Consider the following 20,519-nt stretch of genomic DNA (forward strand, 5'->3'; position numbering starts at 1 on the left):
GCTGCACGGGATTCTCCCCGCTTCTGCCCTGCGGCGAGCGGCGGTTGGGCGTCAGGTGAGCAGGCGGCGGCGGTAGCCCTCGGCCACCGCCGAGGCCCGGTCACGCACGCCGAGCTTGCCGTAGATGTGCTGCAAGTGGGTCTTGACGCTCGCTTCGCCGATGAAGAGCGCCGCAGCGGCCTCCCGGTTCGAGTTGCCGTTCGCGACCAGTTGCAGCACCTCCTTCTCCCGGTCGGTCAGTGTTCCGGCGCCGGGTCTGCGGACCTGCCCCATGAGGTGCTGCGTCACGGACGGCGCGAGCACCGACTCGCCGCGCGCGGCGGCCCGGACGGCTCGCGTCAGTTCGTCGGGCAGCGCGTCCTTCAGGAGGTATCCGATCGCGCCCGCCTCGATCGCCGGCAGTACGTCGCTCTCGCTGTCGAAGGTGGTCAGGATCAGCACTCGGGTGCCCGGGGCCACGTCCCGCAGAGCCGCGGTCGCGGCGACGCCGTCCAGCACGGGCATCCGAAGGTCCATGAGCACGACGTCCACTGCCAGCAGTCGTGCGCGCTCGATGCCCTGAGCGCCGTCCCCGGCCTCACCGACCACCACGATGTCCTCGGCGTCCGCGAAGGTGTCGCGAAGTCCGCCCCGTACGATCGGATGGTCGTCCACGATCACCAGTCGAATCATCGGTCGGCCTCCCCGTTCGCTCCCGTGCCCCCGGGGGCGATCGCCGGTACGCGCGCGCTCACGGACGTCCCTTCGCCCGGTGCGCTCTGCACCTCCACGTGACCGCCGACCCCTCTGATGCGCTGGCGCATGCTCGTCAGGCCGAAGCCGGTGCCGGCCCCCTGGGTGAACCCGCGCCCATCATCCCGCACGTCGAGCAGCACCTCGGGTCCCGTGTACGACAGCGTGACACCGACGCGCGAGGCCCGAGCGTGCTTGGCCACGTTGGTCAGCGACTCCTGCGCGACCCGGAAGAGCGACACCTCGATCGCCGGACTCAGCGGTTCCCGTTGGCCGGTGACCTCCATCTGCGCACCGATCCCCTGGTCCTGCGACCACCGCTCGGTCAACGTGCGCAGCGCGTCGGGGAGACGGGCCCGCCCCAGTTCCCGGGGAGCGAGCGCCCGCACGGACCGTCTGGCCTCGGTCAGACTGCTGCGCGCGAGCCGAAGCGCACGCGCGACGTGCTCCTCCGTCTCGCCCCGCATTCGCGCGGAACGCTCCGCCGCCTGGAGCTGCGTGATGATGCCGGCGAGTCCCTGGGCCAGCGTGTCGTGGATCTCGCCGGCCAGTCGCTGCCGCTCGTCCTGCGCCCCGGACTCGCGGGCCTGGGCGACCAGTTGCGCATGCAGCCCGGCGTTCTCGTGCAGTGCCGCTTCGAGTCGCTCGACGAGTTCCTCCCGCTTGCGTTCCTCCGGTTCGCTGCGTGCCGTCAGCAAAATGCCCACCCCGATCGCCGCCGTCTGCACGGCGACGATCAGGAAGAACTCCGCGAGCACGTCCGGTGCCGGGTCGGCCCATACGCGCATCGCCGAGCCGTTGAGGGCGATGGAGGTGGTCAGGACCCCGAACACGCCCAGCGGCCACGGCCGGAGCAGGTACGCGTGGAAGAAGCCCGCGACGGTGAACACGAGGAAGATGTCGGAGTACGTCATGAGGGTGACGCACAGCGCCAGCAGCCCGACGAAGAAGATGCCCGCCGGGACGGGCCGGAGCGTCCTCCTCCTGAGGGGAAGGGTGTGTCCGAACAGCACCCACACCACCGAGACCGCGACCAGCCCGAGGACGACGGCGCCCTCGGACCGGAAGCGTTCACCGGAGGCCGGAAGCACCCACGAGAAGTAGATCGCCGTCGAGATCGTCAGCAGCAGCCACGGAGTGACCAACTGCAACAGGTCCCAGACCCGCAGTTGCTGCTGCCTCCACGCCAGTCGGGAGCGATGCGCCCTCTCCGCCTCTTCCGCGAGAGCGGATCCGCGCGTCCCGGAATCCGGGTGCTCACCGGCCGCGGCATCCCGCATCATCGACTTCTACTCCCAACGGAAGAGCTTGGCGGAGATCGCGCTCGCGGTCACGGCGATACCCGCCATTATGGCGATCTGCAACCAGAAGGGCTGTCCACCGGCGGTGGCGGTGACCTCGCCCGCTTCGGCGGACCACGCCGCGGTGAGAGCCTGCAGCCCGGGCGGGACGAATTCGCCGACCGCGCGCAGCACGTCGGGCATGAGGACGCGCGGCAGGAAGGCTCCGCCGAAGAACATCAGCGCGACGAACAGGAGAGTACCGACCTGGTTCGCGGCACTGCTCGTACGGGCCACGGCCGCGGAGATCATGCCCAGCCCGAGCAGGGCGGCATAGCCGACGAGGAAGGCGACGGCGAACTCCACGGGCCGCTCGGGCGGCGCGATGTCCAGCACGGCCCACGCGACGAAGGTCATGAGCGCCGCCGAGACGACCACGGACGCGAACGCGACGCTCATCTGCGCCAGCAGGACACTGCGCGGGTGCGCGGGAGTGGTCGAGAGCCTGCGCAGGATGCCGCGCTCGCGGTACGTGGCGATCACCGCCGGTACGTGCTGCACGGCGATCATCACCATCCCGAACACCAGGGCGGTGGGCGCCCAGACGTCGATGGACCGCAGCCCGCCGGTTTCCTGCGACGGCTCCCTGAGCGACGGGACGGCGCCCAGCCCGAGCAGGAGTCCCGTCGGGAACAGCACACCGAAGGTGACGGTGGCGGAGTCCCGGAGGAAGAGTTTCGCCTCGACCCGGACCGTCTTCAGGAGGGCACCCATCACTCTCCCCTCCGCTCGGAGGCTTCCGAGGAGTCCGGGAAGTGCGGAGAGTTCGGGGACTCCGAGGAATGCGGGGAGTTCGGGGACGCGGCCGACGTCTCCGACCCCGGGGGCCCCGGGAGCCCTGGCGCCCGTCCCGTGAAGGCCACGAACGCGTCGTCGAGGTTGCGCTGATCGACGCGGAGGTCCTCCGCCACGACCTGCGCCCTGGCGAGCGCCCCCGCGACGCCGGTCAGAAGCTGTCCCCTGCCGGTGACGAGCCAGCGGCCCCCGGTGATCTCGACGTCGGTCACGTCGGGAAGCCCGGTCAGGACGCTCTTGTCCAGCGGTTGGCTCACACGGAACCGGACCTGCTGTTGCGCGCTCGTCCGCGCGATCAGCCCCGCGGGCGTGTCGACCGCGACGACCCGGCCACCGTCGATGACGGCGATCCGGTCGCTGAGGCGCTCGGCTTCGTCCATGAAGTGCGTGACGAGGAGGATCGTGACGCCCCTGTCGCGGACCCGCTCGATGAGGCTCCAGGTGTCGCGTCTGGCCTGCGGGTCCAGTCCCGTCGTCAGCTCGTCGAGAATCGCGACCTGCGGATTGCCGACCAGAGCGAGCGCGATCGAAAGCCGCTGCTTCTGCCCGCCCGACAGGGCCTTGTACCGCGTGTCGCGCTTGTCGGTCAGGCCCAGCAGCTCGACAAGTTCACGCCAGTCGGCAGGGTTCCGGTAGAAGGAGCTGTAGAGATCGAGGGCTTCGGCGACCGTGATCGCGTCCGGGAAGCTGCTGTCCTGGAGTTGCACGCCCAGTCGCTCGCGCACCTCCGCCCGCTCCCTGATCGGGTCGAGTCCCAGCACAGAGACCGAGCCCGAGTCGGGCGTTCTCAGTCCGGCGATGCTCTCGGCGGTCGTCGTCTTGCCCGCACCGTTGGGCCCGATGATGCCGAAGATCTCCCCCTCCTCCACGGTGAAGGAGACGTCGTCGACGGCAACGTGCTGCCCGTAGCGCTTGTGCAGATGTCGTACTTCCAGGGCGGTCATACCGCGAAGCTACGGACGCCCCGCACCCCCCACATCGACCGTCCCGTCCGCGCCCGGGTTGACTCGCGCGTCCACCGATCGGTGGAGGCGCGGCACCGATCGGTGCGCCCGATGCCGTGTGGGTGTCGGGCCGTCCCCAGCCACCACCACGCGCCACCATGCGTGTACGGGTCAAAGGCCGCGTAAGACAGCCCAGTTGATGATCCGACAGGCCGCAGCCAACGGCCTTAGAGTATGCGTGGCGAAGATTCCGACAGCGGCCCGGAGGCGGCGTACCCATGCAGATGAAGTTGAGTGCGATAACTCTCGACTGCCCTGATCCGCCGGCCCTGGCAGCCTTCTATCAGCAGGCCACCGGCCTCGCACCGCACCCGAAGTCGAACGCCGACTTCGCGAGTCTCCACCGGGAGGGTCACGTCCTCGTCGGCTTCCAACGGGTCGACGACCACCGCGCTCCGAGCTGGCCCGCGCCGGACGTCCCCCAGCAGCTCCATCTCTGCTTCGAGGTCGGGGAGGACCTGGACGAGGCCGAGGCCCGCCTGCTGGAGCTGGGGGCGAAGAAGCCGGATCAGCAACCGCATCCGGAGAGGTGGCGGGTCCTCACCGATCCGGCCGGGCATCCCTTCTGCATCGTCAGGGGCTGAGGCGGCCTCCCTGCCGGAGCCGAGGCCGTCTCGCTGCCGCAGGTCAGGCGTGAGCAGCGTTGCTCGCCCGTGGCAGGCGCACCATGAAAACGTCGGTCGGGTCCTGGGCCTCGACCACGAATCCGTGCCGCTCGTAGAGACCTCGGGCAACACTGCCCCGCAAGACGTTCAGCAACTCCCGGGCCGTCGTTGCCTGGAGCGTGACGCAGGGCCCCTGGAAAAGCTTTGCAAGCGTGCCGTCACCCGCCCCGGCGTGATGCCGCCGCGCTCCTTCTCAGCGGGGCAGCGTCACCCAGGACTTGATGCCCCGGTGCGGTGGCAGCGCCTCCTCCACACCCCAGTCCCCGCCCCAGTCCTCGACCACCTCCGCCAACAACCACAGGGCACGCCGCCGCCGTACGAAACACAGCGACGCCGCGTCCACCTCCTCGTGCGGCGGATGCTGGTCCCACACCACCAGACGCAAGCACCCCTCCCGGTGACGCAGGGAGACATACAGGTCCGCGCGAACCGTCAACCGACACGCCACCGCCATCAGTTCGGTGGCCACGAGCGTCGCCACCAGGCCATACCGGTCCAGACGATGGGCGCGCAGCGCGGCGTTCACGGCCGTCCGTACGATCCCGGCGCTGCGGGGCTCGCCGGGGACGGTCAGGCTCAGCGCAAGGCCGTCGGCCTCCGCGTAGGTGAATACGGCCGGGGCGGCGTCCGGCATCGCGGTCACCGGACAGAGAAGCGGGTTCGACGTGGTCGACGTCATGAAAGAACTCCCTTGCTGGGCACGGGTGCTGCACGTCACCCCGGTACGCCGTCGAGCAGTGGCCTGTCTCCCTGGCGCGAGGCTGCCCCTCCCAGGGAAGGAGGATCCGGGCAGGCTCGCGCGATGCACTTCGAACTCAGTCGCGTAGTCGGTGCGTCACTGACTGTAGGCCATTCCACGGTACATGTACCGTAGAACGGCACAATGCTCTCCGTGCGCCAGTGGACCGGCCGTGCGACGCCGGGGCAGACTGGGGCAGACTTTTATGCCTGACACGAGGGGGCACATGTCGCCGAGGGGAACACCCACCGAGCGCCAACGACGCGTGGGTTCCGAACTGCGGAAGATGCGGATCGAAGCGGGCATGACCGTGGAGTTCGCTGCCGGACTGCTCGGCGTCCCTCGCACCAACGTGCCCAACATGGAATCCGGGCGGGTGGGTGTCAGCGCCATACGGGTGCGCACCCTGGCGGCCAACTACGGCTGCTCGGACCAGGACTACGTCGAAGCACTGGTACGCATGGCGACCACGCGCGGGAAGGGCTGGTGGGAGTCGTACCGGGGACAACTGCCCTCCGCCATCCTCGACATCGATGAGATGGAGTGGCACGCGCACCGCCTCCGCATCGCCCTGTCAGTGCACATGCCTGGCCTGCTGGACACCGAAGAGCACGCCCGCGCGGTGTTCGAACAGGTCATCCCGCCGATCCCGCGCCGTGAGGTCGACCTCCGAGTCGCCCACCGGCTGGCCCGCCAGCGCGCGCTGGACAAGCCCGCTCCTCCCGCTGTCGACCTGATCATTCACGAGGCCGCTCTACGCATGGAGTTCGGTGGCCCCAAGGTCGCCAAGAGACAGCTCGAACACATACTCAAGATGTCGGAGCGGGACAACGTAACCGTCCAAGTGGTGCCCTTCAAAGCGGGCGGCTTTCCCGGCGCGGGGCAATCCGTGATCTACGCAGAGGGCGAGGTCCCGCAACTTGACGTCGTGGAGCTGGACAGCACCCATGGGCCCGAGTTCCTCGATTCGGACATGCAACTCCGGAAGTACCGGGCCCTGCTGGACCGGATGCACGAAGTGGCTCTGAGTCCCAGCGACTCACAAGCCTTTGTCCGTACCATCGCCGACCAGCTCTAGGAGACTCCGGCATGCCGACCATTCACTGGGACGAAGCCTTCTGCGGCGAAGGCGCGAACTGCTTCCGCATAGGCACCGACGACGCCGACAACGCCTACATCGCCATCCTCGGACAGGAGGACACCCCCCTCACCGACACCCGCGAAGCCCTCCGCAACCTCATCCTCGACATCAAGGCCGGCAAGGCCGACCACCTCCTCTGACACGCACCCCGCGCGGCGCACCGGCGGTGCGTGACGTGCAAGGTCGTGAACGCACGCGGGCCGCGAGCCGGGCGGCGTCCATAGGGAGCCGCCCCCGTGGCCGACACCGCCTGACGGGCACCGGCGCGCCGGTTCGGAGCGTTACGGGGACTCCTTGTGGACGGCCTCGATGTTGTTGCCGTCCGGGTCGCTGACGAACGCACAGTAGGCGCGGTACTCGCTCCACGTGCCGGGCGCGTGCCGGGAAGCTCCCCCGGCCGCCACCGCAGCCGCGTGGAAGGCGTCCACCGCATCCCGGCTGCATGCCGCGAACGCGATGTGCACCCCTCTGGTGACGGTGTCCTCCGCGCGTTCCAGGGACAACGACGGCGTGTCCCATTCCGGACGCCAGTACTCCGTGACTCCGTCGGCCCGGTGGCCGACTCCGATACCGAGAGCCTTCAGCGCAGCGGTATAGAAGCGTTCGCTGGCCTGAAAATCCGAAGCGAACACCCCGAGGTGATGGACGAAGGACGCCGTCGTCTCCATGACGGCCGAGCCTACGGGGAGTTACCTCGCGAGACGCGCTCCGACGCTCGACACAGTCCCGAATCCGAGGGCATCGGCGACAAATCCGACGCCCTTCACATGGCGTGCGCGGCATTCGGTGCGACGCGGGGCGCTTCCGGCTCCGTGCACATACCCGTCTCGCGCATTTCCCTCGCCAAACCCTTTGCACAGCACCGGAGCACGGCAAACTCCGGCACATTGTTCGATCCCGGGGCATACCCACGCCCGCGCAAGACCTCGGAGAACGCGCACCCATCGGCACACGCCATTTCTGCCCGAAACCGGAAAACCACCCGTAAATCATCGCACCGCGCGAGGAGAGATCCGCAGTACAGCTGAGACAAGCACGAGAAGGGATGCGCTCTATCAGAATTTCATTGACCGGTCGATCATCCTGACATACGATCGGCGCCGTTCGGGTGAAACTGCTCCGCGAATCACGGGCAGGGAAGAAATGCGCCGGGAAATGCGCACCCACAATGATGGAGGCGGAAATTCCGGATGCGACGGGAATTTCTCCCACTTATGAAGGTACCGAAGTGAAATTTGATCAGCCGACCTCCGCGGCCCCCGAGGAGCGCGCCCCGCAGGTGCCCCATTCCGACTCCGGCAATACAAGGGCACAGCAGCCAAGGCGCCGCCGGAGGTACATCGCGGCAGGCATCGTCGCAGCGGTCGTTGCCGTAACGGCAGCCGTCGTGACTCTGACCGTGGGCGGGAAGAGCGAGCAGGGACAAAAGCCCGCCGACAAGTCCGGCAGCCCGGACGTGACGGCCCAGCCGGACCAGTCGCCGCCGCGGAACCTGATCGCGGCGGGAAAAATCGTCCTCTCCGCCTACCACACGACGAAGGACGTGAAGCAGCCCGGCGGGGACATCGTTCGCACGCACAACTGGCGGCTGCTCAACACGAAGACGGAGCGGTACGAGGAGACCGACTGGGCTTGGCTGTCCGTTGCCCCCGGAATGCGGACTGCCGCGGTGTTGGAGCGGGAGCTGCCCGCAAAGCGCATTGGATTGTTAAACCTCACCACCGGCAAGGTGCAGCGCTGGATCGAGGTCGACAAGGGTGTCGGCGAGGTGCAGTTCTCACCGGACGGCACGAAGCTCGTGGCAACGGCATACGGCCTGCACCCGGACCGCATGTTCATCGACACGCCACAACAGGTGAACGGCGAGAAGCAGCCGGGACCCAAGGCGAGCCGCACCGGCTTCTACGCCGTCGATGTCGCGACAGGCAAGGCGGACTTCATTGACAAACCCGCCGACAAGAACGTCCCTCTCATGCCTTTCGGCGGACGCAATGACTTCCGCTGGAGTCATGACAGCAAGCTGCTGTGGGAATACCGGACCGACGAGCCCGGACGCATCTATTACGACGTGAAGGGGAACGAGGCCGAGGTTCCGGAGGCGGAGGCACATCTGGACTACGCGGAGGCGGGCTTGTCTCCCGACGGGAGTCTGGTGGCCGGCTCCTTCGCGGGCGAAAGGGGCCAGATCGTCTCCGAGGTACTGGATGCCAGGACCGGTAAGCGCGCCGCACTCGTACCCGGTCAGCAACTGGTCGCCTGGGTGGACGACAGACGCCTCATCGCCTGGAGCTGTGATCCCGAGCAGTGCGCCCCCGGCCGGGACGAGTTCCGCAACCAGTTGATCCTGGTCGGTCCGGACGAGGAGACCGTGACACCGCTCTCCGGATTCCGCGAGGCGAAGCGCCACTACGACGGTCGCTGGACTCCGGTGTTCACCAGGCGCTGACCTTCTCGGGACCGGGTACCGCTGAACTCCTGCGCGGAGAGGGTCGACCAGCTCGGCTTCCCCCTCCGCGCAGGAGTCCTGCCCGGTCCCACCACCAGGAGTCCCGCCCCGGTCCGTCCGGTCCGTCCGGTCCGTCACAACGGACGACGCACCACGGACGGCGGGTCAGAACCTCAGCCGTTGCGGATCAGAAGATCCGCCGGCCGATCTATTCGTTGAACCTCGCCGATTTGCGGACGACGCCGTCACCGGACCACCAGAACTGCATGACGTAGTGGGTCCCGCCGGTGACGTTGTACCCCTTCTTGTCGCAGCCGCTGTCGCCACCGTCATCGATGTACAGGTAGGTGGTGCCGGTGTAGTAGTCGACCAATTGGCCTTCTACTCCGTGTCCGTCCGCATTCGTGTCACATATGCTGAACATGTCTCCGTCGTCATGGAAAATCATGTACCCACGACTGCTCTTGACGGTGATATTGGTGTTGCTGGCGCCCGCTTCGCCGGTTTCGGCGGCGTGGGCCGGCGTCACCAGGGTGCCGAGCGCCGCAGCGAGCACGGTAGCCCCCGCGGCCAGTCGGCCGAATGAACTGGTCATCTACTCTTCCTCTTTTGCAGTGCACCGGCCCAAGGAATGGGCCGCCTCCGATGGGCGCCCGGATTGTGCAGGCGCGGGTGCGCTACTCCCGGAAGGACTTGGACACGATCGTGCCGCCGCCACCGTTCCAGTGGAGCCTCATCTGGTAGGTGTACGACGGGGACTTCTGGACGTCGTGCCCCTTCTTGTCACATCCGGCGTCGCCACCGTCGTCAACCCGGAGAATCTCACCGAAGCCCGGAACGGGGCTGTTGTCATTGTTTTCCATCAGTCGACCGACAACGCCGTGCCCGTCCGCTTTGGTGTCGCAGACTTCGAACATGTCGCCGTTGTCGTGGTAGAGGAAATAGCCGTGGTTGAACTTCAGGATGATGTCGGAGTCGGCCATGGCGGGAGTCGCCGTAGCGACGAGCAACGTGGCGGCTGCCACACCGGTGACAGCCATGCGGGTGAAGGATCTACGCACTGGTTCCTCTTCCTCTGGAGGGCCGCAGCGCAGCCCAATGAAAGACGTACTTCTTGTCGAGTCGAAAGGGAGCGGGACAGCCTGCGCCGATCGGACTACTCGCTGAAGTACTTGGAGTACAGAACCTTGCCTCCACCGTCCCAGAAGAAGCTCATCCGGTACTGGGCGGAGTCCACGTTGTAACCCTGCTTGTCACATCCGGCGTCGCCACCGTCGTCGATGTGCATGACGTTGCCCGTACCCGTTTTCGTCAGGAGCCCGTGAACACCGTGACCGTCCGGGTTCATGTCGCAGATCTCGAAGACATCCACGCTGTCCTTGTACGTCATGTAGCCGCGGTTGTTGTTCAAGGTGATGTCGGAGTCGGCCAAAGCCGGGGTCGCGGTAGCGGCGAGCGTCGCTGCAACAGCAGCGCCTGTCACGGCAATACGGGCAAACATCTTCTTCACTTAGTCTTCACTTTCTCTACTTGACTGACGGAATAACTTGACAGTATTTAGAGAAGTTATCCCCCGATGAGTGCCGAGCATAGGGCAGGATAATCAACAGGTAAAGAAGTTTTTGAACCCGCAGTTCATTCACTCGCAGAGGGTGACAGAGCCGGGGGAATCGAATTGGACCATGAATCCGACATGAGCCAATAAGGGGGCCCAGGGGAAGTGGGGCCCCGCGCCGCGTACACACTGTGAGTAGCCACCTCCGGTCGGTGTGATCCGCATCACAGGTGCGTGAATATTTCGTTCCGGGGGGTGGGTGTCCCGCACTGCGAAAGTGAACGAACCCGATGCGCCTGGCACGACGTCAGAACCCAGCCATATCGGGGGACGCGGGTACCGTCCGACCGGGTGCTGTACGCGGCGGGTGCCCTCCGCACCGGACGGTCAATTGAGAGGAGGCCCTGGCTTGTGAGAGGCCCTGGCTGACGGCCGTGTTCGCGACTGGATCCGTGCCCGGGACGCTCGTTCTGACTCGGCCGGGCACAGCGACCTGCGTTCGAGGGACGGTTCTCCCCGGCCGTCGCTCAGCGCGACCACCGCAGGATCCGGGAGATCGCGGGGGGGGTCGGAGGCCAGCATCCGATACGGGGGCTCAGGAGGCGGTCGGGGACGAACCGCTGCGAGTCCGCTGGTAACGCGCGGGGGTGGTGCCGACGTGGCGTGTGAAGTGTCGGTTGAGGTGGGCCTGGTCGTGCAGTCCGACGGTCGTGGCGACCTCGGCGGGCCGGTGGCCGTCGAGGAGCAGGCGACGGGCGTGTTCGATCCGCTTGCCGGTGAGATAGGCGTGGGGCGGCAGGCCGTACGTCTGCCTGAAGCAGCGGATCAGATGGGTGGGGTCGGCATACAGGGTGGCCGCGGCCTCGTGCAGGGACAGGCCGACGCGGGTTCGGGAGTCCAGCAGGTCCCGCAGCTGAGCGGCCAGCCGGTTTGCCTCACGCCCTGGTGCGCGGGGCTGGAGGGCGGCGAGGTGGAAGTGGAGTCGTTCCCGGATGAACGTGAGGCGGGACTCGGCGTCGAAGCCGTCTCCGGGATGGGCGAGAGCGGTGTGCAGCTGGTCGATCCGGCCGCGCAGCAGGGCATCGTCGAGGACCGGGGCGTCCGCCGCCCGGCCGGCCAAATGCTGCGGCAGTACGGATGCGTCGAGGTAGAGGTTGCGCTTGCGGAACCCGGATGCGGTGACGGTCCGCCCGTCATGGGGAATGCCGGGAGGAAGCAGGAGGACGCTTGCGCTGCCGGTCGCCCCGTGGCGTTGACGGTCGAGTGCGAAGTCCACGGAGCCGTCGTCGAGGATCATCAAGTCCCACGTGTCGTGGGTGTGGGCCGGGTATGCGTGGCGGGTGAAGTGGGCGTGGAAGACCTCGGCGATCCCGGGCACGGCCGGCCGCCAGGCCCTGACGAACGTGCGGGGCCGGTCGGAGGTCATGCCAGGAACGTACAAGACCCGAGGAGTCGGGGCGCGGCAGGCTCGTCGCACCGGCCGGGAGCCCGAGGGGCCGATCCCGGCGCCCGGTCCTGAGGAGAGGATGCTGTATGTCCACGTCAGCTGTTCCCGTCAACCTCGCCCACAAGCTCGCGCAGTTCAGCGAGCTGTGGTCGCAGAAGAAGGTGGCGGTGCTCAACGACTACGAGGTCAAGCTCGCCAAGCTGAAGGGGGAGTTCGTCTGGCACACCCACGAGGACACCGATGAGTTGCTCATGGTGATCAGCGGGCGGCTCACCATCCGGCTCAGGGATGGCGACGTGGTGGTGGAACCCGGCGAGCTGTTCGTGGTTCCCCGCGGGGTCGAGCACTGCACCGTGGCCGACGAGGAGACTGCGATCCTTTTGCTCGAACCGGCTGGCACGATGAACACCGGCGACACAGGGGGACCGATGACCAAGGCGGCTGAAATCCTCGACTAAGGCAGGGAGTCGGGTCGCTGTAGCGGCGGGCCGTCCGCCCCAGCGGATGCACTCTTGGCTGAGGCGGCACGTTCGCGACGTTGGGCGGCCGGAGCGTCGGGATTGCGGGGCGTGCCGGTTGCGCCGGCGCAGGTGGGCGTGCCGGTTGCACCGGCGCAGGTGGGCGTACCGGGCGCGGGCACGGACGGTGCGCTTGGGGGTAGGCGTGCTTGGGGTCGGCGAAGGCGAACTGCCGCAGCGGCCCCGAGGTGCGGCTCGATCGGGTTCGCCCAGGACGTATTGAAGGGGCGGCACGCTGCCCCTGCGTCCCTTCTCAGCGGGGCAGCGTCACCCAGGACTTGACGCCCCGGTGCGGTGGCAGCGCCTCCTCCACGCCCCAGTCCCCACCCCAGTCCTCGACCGCCTCCGCCAACAACCACAAGGCACGCCGCCGCCGTACGAAACACAGCGACGCCGCGTCCACCTCCTCGTGCGGCGGATGCTGGTCCCACACCACCAGACGCAAGCACCCCTCCCGGTGACGCAGGGAGACATACAGGTCCGCGCGAACCGTCAACCGGCACGCCACCGCCATCAGTTCGGTGGCCACGAGCGTCGCCACCAGGCCGTACCGGTCCAGACGATGGGCGCGCAGCGCGGCGTTCATGGCTGTCCGTACGATCCCGGCGCTGCGGGGTTCGCCGGGGACGGTCAGGCTCAGCGCGAGGCCGTCGGCCTCCGCCTCCGCGTACGTGGTTCTGGCCGGGGCGGCGTCCGGCGCGGTGGCCACCGGACAGACAAGCGGGATCGGCACGATAGACGTCATCAGGAACTCCCTTGCCGGGCACGGATATTGCGTGTCGCGCCGGTACACCGTCGAGCAGTGGCCTGTCTCCCTGGCACGGGCCTACCCCTCCCAGGGAAGGAGGTTCCGGGCAGGCTCGCGCGATGCGCTTCCAACTCAGTCGCGTAGTCGGTGCGTTACTGAAAGTAGAGCACGATTGACACCCGTGCCGCATTCAAAGGGGGCAATTGCCTGATCAAATGGACTGGCACACCTGTGCAGCGGCAGACTGAACCGCACCATCAGCCTGAGAAGGGGCAGCATGACGACGCGACCGACACCGTCAGAACGCCAACAGCGACTGGGGGCCGAACTCCGCAAAATGCGCACCGCCGCAGGGGCTACCACCGAGTACGCAGCAGGGCTTCTTGGACTGGACCGCACCAAAATCTCCAACATGGAGTCCGGGGTCCGGGCAATCGCACCCGAGCGCGTGCGCACACTGGCCAGCAACTACGAGTGCGCGGACAGCGAGTACGTCGAGGCGCTTGTAGAGATGTCGTCCCGGCGCAGTCGCGGCTGGTGGGACAAGTATCGGGGCGAGCTGCCCCAGGGGCTGCTGGACATCGCCGAGCTGGAGTGGCACGCCCACGCTCTCAGCACGATCCAGACGGTGCACGTACCGGGCTTGCTGCACACCGAGGACTACGCTCGCGCCGTCTTCGACTCCGTACTTCCGGTACTGCCTCGCCTGGAGGTCGAACTCAGAGTCGCGCATCGCATGCAGCGGCGCCAGGTTCTCGGCCGCGAGGTGCCGATGCCCTACGTCGGGTACGTGCACGAGGCAGCGCTACGCATGCACTTCGGCGGGCGGGACGTCATGCGGGAGCAGCTCACGTACCTGTGCGACATGTCCGAACGCGACAACATCACGCTACGGGTGCTGCCCTCGGAGGTCGGTGCCTTCCCCGGCGCGGGCCATGCTCTGCTGTACGCGCACGGAATCGTTCCGGAACTCGACACCGTTCAGTTGGACTCCGCGCACGGACCCGAGTTCATGCACGCCGCTGGCCAACTCCAGAAGTACCGGGCCCACTTGGACTGGATGGACAGGGCCGCCTTGAACACCGAGGATTCACGGGAATTCATCCACGCCATCGCCCGGCAGCTCTGAGGAGACCCCCGCCATGACCAACATCCACTGGGACGAAGCGTTCTGCGGCGAAGGCAACAACTGCTTCCGCATAGGCACCGACGACGCCGACAACGCCTACATCGCCGTCCTCGGACAGGAGGACACCCCCCTCACCGACACCCGGGAAGCCCTCCGCAACCTCATCCTCGACATCAAGGCCGGCAAGGCCGACCACCTCCTCTGACACGCACCCCGCGTGGCTGACGGCCCGCACCCGTGATGACGTGCGGGAAAAACGCTTTGGCCCGGCTGCCACCGAGCTGCGAGGATGCCTTCCTTCTCTGGTGGAGGGCATTTGTTCGTCTTCGCGTGCGCAGCGTGCGGCACCGAGCTGACCACGCCGCTGTCCCGGGTCGCTCTGCCGGTTCACGCCCATCAGACGTACGGGAACGGGCTCCAGCTTCCGGTGCTGATGGACTCGGGCACGTTCGCTGTGGATTCGGAGCCCGGGGGGCGGCCGTGGCGGTGGTGGGAGGCAGTCGACGCCGGTGGGGCGGAGGCACACGGCAGCCAGGTGCCGGTTGACGCACTGCCCGACGACCAGCCGTCCGGGGCGATCGTCGTCGCGCCCGGAGACACCCGTGGCACCGTGCTGATCCCCGAAAGAGCCGGGGGCCACTGCTGCGGCCTGGACGGAGCCGACGGGCCCAACATGGCGTGTGCGGCGTGCGGTCTGCCCGTGGCGAGCCGGATCGACGACTGCTCGCTCTGGCAGGCGGCCTGGTTCGTCCCCGGAGCCGTGCGCCGTCTCGCCGTCGACGGGCTCCACCCCGCGCCGCTCACCTGGTCGGAGCTGTGGGAGGAAGGGGAGTACACGCCTCTGTTCGAGCCGATCGGCACCTGGGGGCCTGGGTCGGGGACCGACCACTTCTGGTCGTGGAGCCCTCGCTGGGAGGCCGCCGCAGGCTGGGCGCTCGCTCACCTGCTGGTTGCCTCGGAAGGGCGGCCGGTGACCGTTCCGGACGGTCTGGTCAAAGAGGTGTTCCAACGCACTCTTGACGCACTGCTGCCCGTGGGGCCGCAGCCGATGCGGGCGGTGACTGCCGGGCCGGGTCGGCCCGCCCCCGGCCCGGACGCCGACATCGTCCTCGTACCGACGCACCCGCAGACCGGAGAGACGTGGGCTCCCAGTGGTCCGGCCGCTGCCGCCCACCGGGTGCCGCTGCCGTTCGGCGTGTGGCTGGGGCTGGCCCTTCCCAGGCCGCATCTCCCCGCTCCGGCGTCGGGCACCGTGCCCCGCGGCGTCGTCCGCGACGACCCGCCGCCACCGCACCCCAGGACCTTGTTCCGGGCCGATGCGGGCATTCTCCGGCACACCCTGGACCGCTTGCCGGCCGCCGCCCGCAGCCCGTGGCTGCGCGAGCTTTCCGGGAGGGTCGCCCAGCACGTGCAAGCAGGGGCAGGGCTCTTCTGAGGTGCGCCCCGTCGATCCGACCGGCCGCGCAAAACCAGGTGCGGCCGGTTGCCTCGATGGTGTGGGATGCGGGACATGACGATCGTTCTGAACAAGCCCGACGTCGAGGGGCTGACCGGGGTCGTGGACGCCCTCCGCGCATGGCAGGACGACCGCACGCCGCTGCAACTCCATCCGGGGGACCTCGGCTGGGCCTGGGCGCTGGGCGCGGAGAAGCTGGCCGCGGCCGTCCGCACCTGGAACGCGGACGGACGGATCATCGCCGTCGGATACCTGGACGGCCCTGACGTACTGCGCCTGACGACCGCGCCTGACCTGCGACAGGACGATGACCTGGCGCGCCGACTGCTGGCGGACCTCGACGATCCGCAGCGCGGAATCCTGCCGCCCGGGAAGGTCGGCCTCGAAATCCCCAACGGAGCCGTGCTCCGCGAGGTCCTCCTGGAGGCGGGCTGGATTCCGGACGAGCCCTGGACGCCGCTGCGGCACGACCTCGCCGAGCCGGTGAAGGACTCCGGCCTGCGGATCGAGGTGGCCGGTCCGGAGACGGCGGGGGTGCGGACCGCGGTGCATCGCTCGGCGTTCGGCAGCCCGGCGTTCACCGAGGAGGTCTGGCACGTCCTCGCGGCCGGGCCGGTCTATGCCGACGCCCGCTGCCTGATCGGCTACGACGACCAGGACAACGCCGTGGCCGCGGCGACGGTCTGGTCGGCGGGACCCGGCAGGCCCGGCCTGCTGGAGCCGGTGGGCGTGCACGCCGACCATCGCGGTCGCGGCTACGGTACGGCGATCAGCGTCGCCGCTGCGGCTGCGCTGCGTGAACTGGGCGCATCCAGCGCACTCGTCAGCACCCCCACCTCGAACGCTGCCGCGGTCGCCGCCTACAGGGCAGCCGGATACGAGCAGTCGTCCGAACGGCTGGACGTCAGCCGACCCGCCTGAAAACGGAGGGGCGGCGGTATCGGACAGACCGCGTCGCCGACCCGGACTGGCCCGAACGCCTCGCGCGGATACGGGGTAGGCCGGGGTTCGATGACGGGCGGATGGTTCGCCGTGGTCGATGAGGGGCGCTGCGATGCGCTTGGCGAATCGAGCGCTGCGGCCCGGGTGCGGGGTGCGGATCATGCCGTAGCTGCCGCGCTTGGGCGGGTGTCCGTGGCGGGGCGCGGGCGCGGGTGTCCGTGGCAGGTGGGGGGTGCGGGTGTCCGTGGCGGGTGGGGGCGGGATCGTCGCCGGGTCATCTACGGGTCTCGTAGCGGTCGTTGACGGGACCTGGTGGGAAGTTTGTACAGGTGCGCCGTAGCGGGGCCTGCCGGAACGGTATGGACGGTGGAAGACCTGCCATGAGCGGCTGTCACCGCGCCGGACGCCGCTACGTGCCCTACTGCCGCTCGTACGAACACGGGCGGCCCGGCGCGCGAACGGGAGCGCTCTGAAGCCGACTTCGTGGGGGCCAGCTGGTCCCCCGGAAGCGCTCGGCTCGGACGACCGGCTGCCCCTGCCGCCGGGCCGCTCGTCCGGCCGGAATGCGTCAGGCGCCGGTGCCCGCGCCGGAATCGGTGTTGGCGTTCGGGCCTTCGCCGCGCGGGAAGGAGACTTCGACGCGGCGGTTCTTCTTGCGGCCCTCTTCGTTGCTGTTGTCGGCGATCGGGTAGTCCTCGCTGTAACCGCGCACCTCGAAGGTGACGTTGGAACCGAGGGTCCTGTTCAGCTCGACCTGGACCATGTCGGCCCGCTTCTTGGACAGCACCTTGCCGTGCTCGTAGGAGCCCAGGTTGTCCGTGAACCCGAAGACGCGGATCTTCGTCGCTTTGTTCGCCTGCGCCTCCTGCGCGATGGCCTTGATGCGGGCGGAAGCCTCGGGCATCAGCTTGGCGCTGTCCTTGGGGAACAGGACTTCGGCCTGGAGGGCGAACTTGACGTCGGAGTTGGTGTCTTCACGGCGCTCTTCGCCGCCGAGGTCCTCGACCACGGATTTGATGTCGATGACTCGGGCGGGGGCCAGGGTGCCACCGTCGCTGATCTTGAGACCGGGTGCGTTGGCGTCGACCTTGGGGGGTTCTTGGGAGGTCGTGCTGCCGGGGGGTTGGCTGGTGTCGGGGGTGGGTTCGGCGCTGGCGCCGGTGACGCCCACTCCTGTGACGAGTACTGCTGCCACGACAACCGTGGAAATAAGCCCCGCCGGGCGATTTCGAGGGAGAGCCGATTTCATTGTGTCACTCCCCCTCGGAAATCTCGATGGAGGCGGGGGGCATATCAGCGATTTGGAAGTCTAGTTTATTAGCACTTGCTGGAGGCGCCGGGAATTGAACGAAGAAGGCCTTCTCTTCCCCACGTTTGAAACCGCCGGTGAATTTAGTACACAAGCAACGTCCGTCCGTATCGCGCAGGACCAGGTACTTCTTCTTCCCCGTCTTGTCGACAAGCGAGGCACCTGCCATGGAAGCCCCGTTTCCGTTGAGCTCCTTCTCGCCTCCACTCCAAGTGGTCGGGTTCCAGAGGCCATCTCTACCGTTCTTTACCTGCCCGGACACAGTGACAAAACCCCCCACATCTCGAACGGCAGAGTTAATCGTAATCGTGTGGTTGTCACCGCCCTTGACCTCGGCCAGAACCGTGTTGCTAGATGGCGACTGCGGGGCATCCTCCTTGGGCTGCTGCTCAGGCTGCTTGGCAGTTGCTGAGGCCGAGGAACCTGCCGTCTTCGGCTTGTCTCCACCGTCGTCACCGCCACATCCGGCCACCGCGAAACCCAGGCCAGTCGTAATCGCCACAGCGGTCCATGCCCTTCGGGCCTTCATGGTGCGCCGCATGCTCATCAACAGTTCTTCCTTTGCTTGTCGTTCGCTCACTACTCGACCAGATACACGTCGAACAGGTCTTTAGGTTCCGGCAATAGACCTGGCAGTTCGACGACCTCCTTCGGGTCAATCTCCCAGATCCTTCCACCCTTGCAGTGGACGAAGATCAATTTGAGTGGATCGCTTTCCGGACCGATGAAACAGCGAGGCTCAATCACTGCTGTGGCGTCGGCCTGAGCTTTCTTGGTCTCGATCTCGGGGATCACCGAGTCTCCACCCGTAAAACGAGTCTCGATTCTCACCTGTCGGGTGGGGAAACCGTCCTCGAACCCCGGGGTCGGCCCGGCAATTACGTCCGACTGGTTCTGGTTGGCAAGTGCTGTCGCACCGTCCGCACCGTTGGTCACCTCGCCCTGGCCTTCCAGCCATTGGACCCACGCCGCTGGGTCGAGGATGTCCCGGAAGAAGTTGTCGGTGTAGTCGTCTCGCGCCTCCTGAGCGGCTGCGAGCGCCGAGGCATCGGCAGCAGACTGGCCGCCACTGCGAGCAGAGGCGGCCTGGGCGAAGACGAAGAGGGCAAACGCGACAAAGAGCAGGAGCCCCACCAACATGATGTAGATGGGGAACGCCTGCCCTCGGTCACGCTGCCAGCTAGCGGTGATCAGCCGCCGCCGGTGATGTCCGCCACCGCATCCCCAATCGCCTGCGAGATCGTTTCGTCCAGTCCCAACCCGTTCACCGCCACCACAATCAACGCGATGATCACCACCAAGCCCGCATACTCCACCACGCTCGCGCCCTCGTCCGCGCGTTCCCGCATTTTGCTGACGACCGTGTTCCGCCACGTGTTGATGGCGACCAACGTTTTCTGCATGCGGTGCCCCTCCGGGTCCCAAGGTCTCTCGGCCAGTAGCGCCGCTCGCGTCCCCGTCCGTCTCCCGGGCCGTCTCGCTTGCGACGTACGGAACGTATGCCCGGAGGCGGGTCCCGGCGCAGGGCCCGTGGGCCCAAATGCGGGCCCAAAGCGCGTGGTGGGCCCGGCCCGGGGTGCGGGGCGGGAGCGGGTGCAGGCCCGTACCGCTTCTCGGTTCAGCCATGACCGATCACCCCTCCCCCGCTGCCGATACCGCCCGTCGCCGTACGGGTTCCGACCCACGTGGCGATTGCTTCGCTGCGGCTGGCACTGTGCAGCTTCGCGAAGATGCGGTTGATGTGGTTCTTGACCGTTTTCTCGCTGATGAAGCAGGTGACGGCGATTTGCTGGTTGCTCATACCGGCCGCAATCAGGTCCATGACCTCCACCTCCCTCGAACTCAGCCCATACTGCCGCTTGTTGACTGTGTCCTGCGTATGCCTCGACGGATAATGTGCCACAACCGGTTGCACCTGCGAAGCAGTTTGGCGGGATGGTTCAGAACTTGAGACAGGTGGCTCCCAACCGTGGCCCCCCGTGTTCTGTGCAGTCGTGGTGCGCCCGCCGGGTGGGACGCACGTCGTGTAGGCCGTGCCGAGGCCGTCAGGGAGGAGGTGGGGGGCGGCTGTCGCCGTGCCGCCTTCGTGCCGGCCGGCTCGCATGTGGGCGAGCAGGGCGTTCTGGGCGGAGGTCGTGAAGTAGGCCCGGCCGGCCTGTAAGTCGCGGATGGCGGACACCAGTTGGTCGGCGGTGAACTCGCCGTGGACCACGTAGCCGCCGGCGCCCAGGCGGAGGGCCTCCTGCACGACCTCGTTCTCGCTGCTGTACGTCAGCATCATCACCGGGGCGTACTTCGCCAGGTACGGGAGTGCGGAGATGCCGTCGACGCCGGGCATCCGTACGTCGAGGAGGACCACGTCCGGGCGGGAGCGTTCGGCGGCGGCGAGGGCCTCTCGGCCGTCGGTGGCCTCTGCCACCACGTGGATGTCCTCGCGGGTGCCGAGGAGGGCGGTCAGGCCGGCCCGTACTACGGGGTTGTCGTCGGCGATGAGGATGCGGAGGGGGGCTGGAGGGGTGGGCATTGGGGCCTCCTCTCGGGGAGGGGGTGCGG

Annotated in this window: 25 protein-coding genes; 9 read left to right on the plus strand and 16 right to left on the minus strand. The window is 67.6% G+C overall.

Annotated features, from left to right (window positions below):
• Positions 1-51: 51 nt before the first annotated feature.
• The 4 genes from ACQPZG_RS12805 to ACQPZG_RS12820 are packed head-to-tail and all read right to left on the minus strand — an operon-like array spanning position 52 to position 3,811.
• Positions 52-672, minus strand: a complete 621-nt coding sequence (locus ACQPZG_RS12805; RefSeq protein WP_433545929.1) for a response regulator — start codon at positions 670-672, stop codon at positions 52-54.
• The gene (locus ACQPZG_RS12810) at positions 669-2,015 is read right to left on the minus strand and encodes a sensor histidine kinase (RefSeq protein WP_433545930.1); all 1,347 of its coding nucleotides are present in this window, start codon (positions 2,013-2,015) and stop codon (positions 669-671) included. The genes ACQPZG_RS12805 and ACQPZG_RS12810 overlap by 4 nt, the downstream gene beginning before the upstream one ends.
• A gap of 6 nt (positions 2,016-2,021) precedes the next feature.
• The gene (locus tag ACQPZG_RS12815) at positions 2,022-2,786 is read right to left on the minus strand and encodes an ABC transporter permease (protein WP_433545931.1); all 765 of its coding nucleotides are present in this window, start codon (positions 2,784-2,786) and stop codon (positions 2,022-2,024) included.
• Positions 2,786-3,811 (minus strand): ABC transporter ATP-binding protein, encoded by a 1,026-nt coding sequence (locus ACQPZG_RS12820; protein ID WP_433545932.1) that lies wholly within the window; start codon positions 3,809-3,811, stop codon positions 2,786-2,788. The genes ACQPZG_RS12815 and ACQPZG_RS12820 overlap by 1 nt, the downstream gene beginning before the upstream one ends.
• Before the next feature lie 278 nt (positions 3,812-4,089).
• On the opposite strand from ACQPZG_RS12820, the gene ACQPZG_RS12825 reads away from it, so the two are divergent.
• On the plus strand, positions 4,090-4,455 hold the full coding sequence (locus tag ACQPZG_RS12825; protein ID WP_433545933.1) for a VOC family protein: 366 nt from the start codon (positions 4,090-4,092) through the stop codon (positions 4,453-4,455).
• A gap of 274 nt (positions 4,456-4,729) precedes the next feature.
• Here ACQPZG_RS12825 and ACQPZG_RS12830 read toward each other — a convergent pair whose 3' ends face one another.
• Entirely contained in the window at positions 4,730-5,215 is a 486-nt protein-coding gene (locus tag ACQPZG_RS12830) for an ATP-binding protein (RefSeq protein WP_433545934.1), read from the minus strand.
• A gap of 265 nt (positions 5,216-5,480) precedes the next feature.
• Between ACQPZG_RS12830 and ACQPZG_RS12835 the strand changes: the two genes are divergently transcribed.
• Entirely contained in the window at positions 5,481-6,353 is an 873-nt protein-coding gene (locus ACQPZG_RS12835; protein ID WP_433545935.1) for a helix-turn-helix domain-containing protein, read from the plus strand.
• 11 nt (positions 6,354-6,364) lie between these two features.
• Entirely contained in the window at positions 6,365-6,556 is a 192-nt protein-coding gene (locus ACQPZG_RS12840) for a hypothetical protein (RefSeq protein ID WP_433545936.1), read from the plus strand.
• A 141-nt stretch (positions 6,557-6,697) separates the two neighbouring features.
• On the opposite strand, the gene ACQPZG_RS12845 is transcribed toward ACQPZG_RS12840, so the two are convergent.
• Entirely contained in the window at positions 6,698-7,084 is a 387-nt protein-coding gene (locus ACQPZG_RS12845) for a VOC family protein (RefSeq protein WP_433545937.1), read from the minus strand.
• Positions 7,085-7,524: 440 nt separating this feature from the next.
• On the opposite strand from ACQPZG_RS12845, the gene ACQPZG_RS12850 reads away from it, so the two are divergent.
• Complete coding sequence (locus tag ACQPZG_RS12850) at positions 7,525-8,862, plus strand: hypothetical protein (protein ID WP_433545938.1); 1,338 nt, start codon at positions 7,525-7,527, stop codon at positions 8,860-8,862.
• A gap of 208 nt (positions 8,863-9,070) precedes the next feature.
• Here the strand turns inward: ACQPZG_RS12850 and ACQPZG_RS12855 are convergent, their stop codons facing one another.
• The 4 genes from ACQPZG_RS12855 to ACQPZG_RS12870 form a co-directional block, all read right to left on the minus strand.
• On the minus strand, positions 9,071-9,457 hold the full coding sequence (locus ACQPZG_RS12855) for a hypothetical protein (RefSeq protein WP_433545939.1): 387 nt from the start codon (positions 9,455-9,457) through the stop codon (positions 9,071-9,073).
• 82 nt (positions 9,458-9,539) lie between these two features.
• A complete protein-coding gene (locus tag ACQPZG_RS12860; RefSeq protein WP_433545940.1) occupies positions 9,540-9,923 on the minus strand; it encodes a hypothetical protein in 384 nt (127 codons plus the stop codon).
• Positions 9,924-10,018: 95 nt separating this feature from the next.
• On the minus strand, positions 10,019-10,372 hold the full coding sequence (locus ACQPZG_RS12865; protein ID WP_433545941.1) for a hypothetical protein: 354 nt from the start codon (positions 10,370-10,372) through the stop codon (positions 10,019-10,021).
• 640 nt (positions 10,373-11,012) lie between these two features.
• Positions 11,013-11,843, minus strand: coding sequence for an AraC family transcriptional regulator (locus ACQPZG_RS12870; protein ID WP_433545942.1), 831 nt, complete (start codon positions 11,841-11,843; stop codon positions 11,013-11,015).
• A gap of 107 nt (positions 11,844-11,950) precedes the next feature.
• Here ACQPZG_RS12870 and ACQPZG_RS12875 point away from each other — a divergent pair, with 107 nt between their 5' ends.
• Complete coding sequence (locus ACQPZG_RS12875; RefSeq protein WP_433545943.1) at positions 11,951-12,322, plus strand: cupin domain-containing protein; 372 nt, start codon at positions 11,951-11,953, stop codon at positions 12,320-12,322.
• 313 nt (positions 12,323-12,635) lie between these two features.
• Here ACQPZG_RS12875 and ACQPZG_RS12880 read toward each other — a convergent pair whose 3' ends face one another.
• Positions 12,636-13,127 (minus strand): ATP-binding protein, encoded by a 492-nt coding sequence (locus tag ACQPZG_RS12880; protein ID WP_433545944.1) that lies wholly within the window; start codon positions 13,125-13,127, stop codon positions 12,636-12,638.
• Positions 13,128-13,407: 280 nt separating this feature from the next.
• Here ACQPZG_RS12880 and ACQPZG_RS12885 point away from each other — a divergent pair, with 280 nt between their 5' ends.
• From ACQPZG_RS12885 to ACQPZG_RS12900, 4 genes are all read left to right on the plus strand, one after another.
• Complete coding sequence (locus ACQPZG_RS12885; protein WP_433545945.1) at positions 13,408-14,259, plus strand: helix-turn-helix domain-containing protein; 852 nt, start codon at positions 13,408-13,410, stop codon at positions 14,257-14,259.
• Between the two features lie 13 nt (positions 14,260-14,272).
• Complete coding sequence (locus ACQPZG_RS12890) at positions 14,273-14,464, plus strand: hypothetical protein (RefSeq protein WP_433545946.1); 192 nt, start codon at positions 14,273-14,275, stop codon at positions 14,462-14,464.
• A 111-nt stretch (positions 14,465-14,575) separates the two neighbouring features.
• Complete coding sequence (locus tag ACQPZG_RS12895) at positions 14,576-15,694, plus strand: hypothetical protein (RefSeq protein ID WP_433545947.1); 1,119 nt, start codon at positions 14,576-14,578, stop codon at positions 15,692-15,694.
• 75 nt (positions 15,695-15,769) lie between these two features.
• On the plus strand, positions 15,770-16,636 hold the full coding sequence (locus ACQPZG_RS12900) for a GNAT family N-acetyltransferase (protein WP_433545948.1): 867 nt from the start codon (positions 15,770-15,772) through the stop codon (positions 16,634-16,636).
• A 589-nt stretch (positions 16,637-17,225) separates the two neighbouring features.
• Here ACQPZG_RS12900 and ACQPZG_RS12905 read toward each other — a convergent pair.
• The 5 genes from ACQPZG_RS12905 to ACQPZG_RS12925 all read right to left on the minus strand — a co-directional run bounded on the left by ACQPZG_RS12905 (position 17,226) and on the right by ACQPZG_RS12925 (position 20,490).
• Positions 17,226-17,906, minus strand: coding sequence for an OmpA family protein (locus ACQPZG_RS12905; protein ID WP_433545949.1), 681 nt, complete (start codon positions 17,904-17,906; stop codon positions 17,226-17,228).
• Between the two features lie 4 nt (positions 17,907-17,910).
• Positions 17,911-18,546, minus strand: coding sequence for a hypothetical protein (locus ACQPZG_RS12910; protein ID WP_433545950.1), 636 nt, complete (start codon positions 18,544-18,546; stop codon positions 17,911-17,913).
• A complete protein-coding gene (locus ACQPZG_RS12915) occupies positions 18,546-19,160 on the minus strand; it encodes a pilus assembly protein TadG-related protein (RefSeq protein ID WP_433549378.1) in 615 nt (204 codons plus the stop codon). The genes ACQPZG_RS12910 and ACQPZG_RS12915 overlap by 1 nt, the downstream gene beginning before the upstream one ends.
• The gene (locus ACQPZG_RS12920; RefSeq protein WP_433545951.1) at positions 19,157-19,369 is read right to left on the minus strand and encodes a hypothetical protein; all 213 of its coding nucleotides are present in this window, start codon (positions 19,367-19,369) and stop codon (positions 19,157-19,159) included. Before ACQPZG_RS12920 ends, ACQPZG_RS12915 begins: the two co-directional genes overlap by 4 nt.
• A 215-nt stretch (positions 19,370-19,584) precedes the next feature.
• Positions 19,585-20,490 (minus strand): response regulator, encoded by a 906-nt coding sequence (locus ACQPZG_RS12925; RefSeq protein WP_433545952.1) that lies wholly within the window; start codon positions 20,488-20,490, stop codon positions 19,585-19,587.
• Positions 20,491-20,519 lie beyond the last annotated feature (29 nt).

The organism is Streptomyces sp. CA-294286 (assembly GCF_050947155.1).
Taxonomy (GTDB): domain Bacteria; phylum Actinomycetota; class Actinomycetes; order Streptomycetales; family Streptomycetaceae; genus Streptomyces.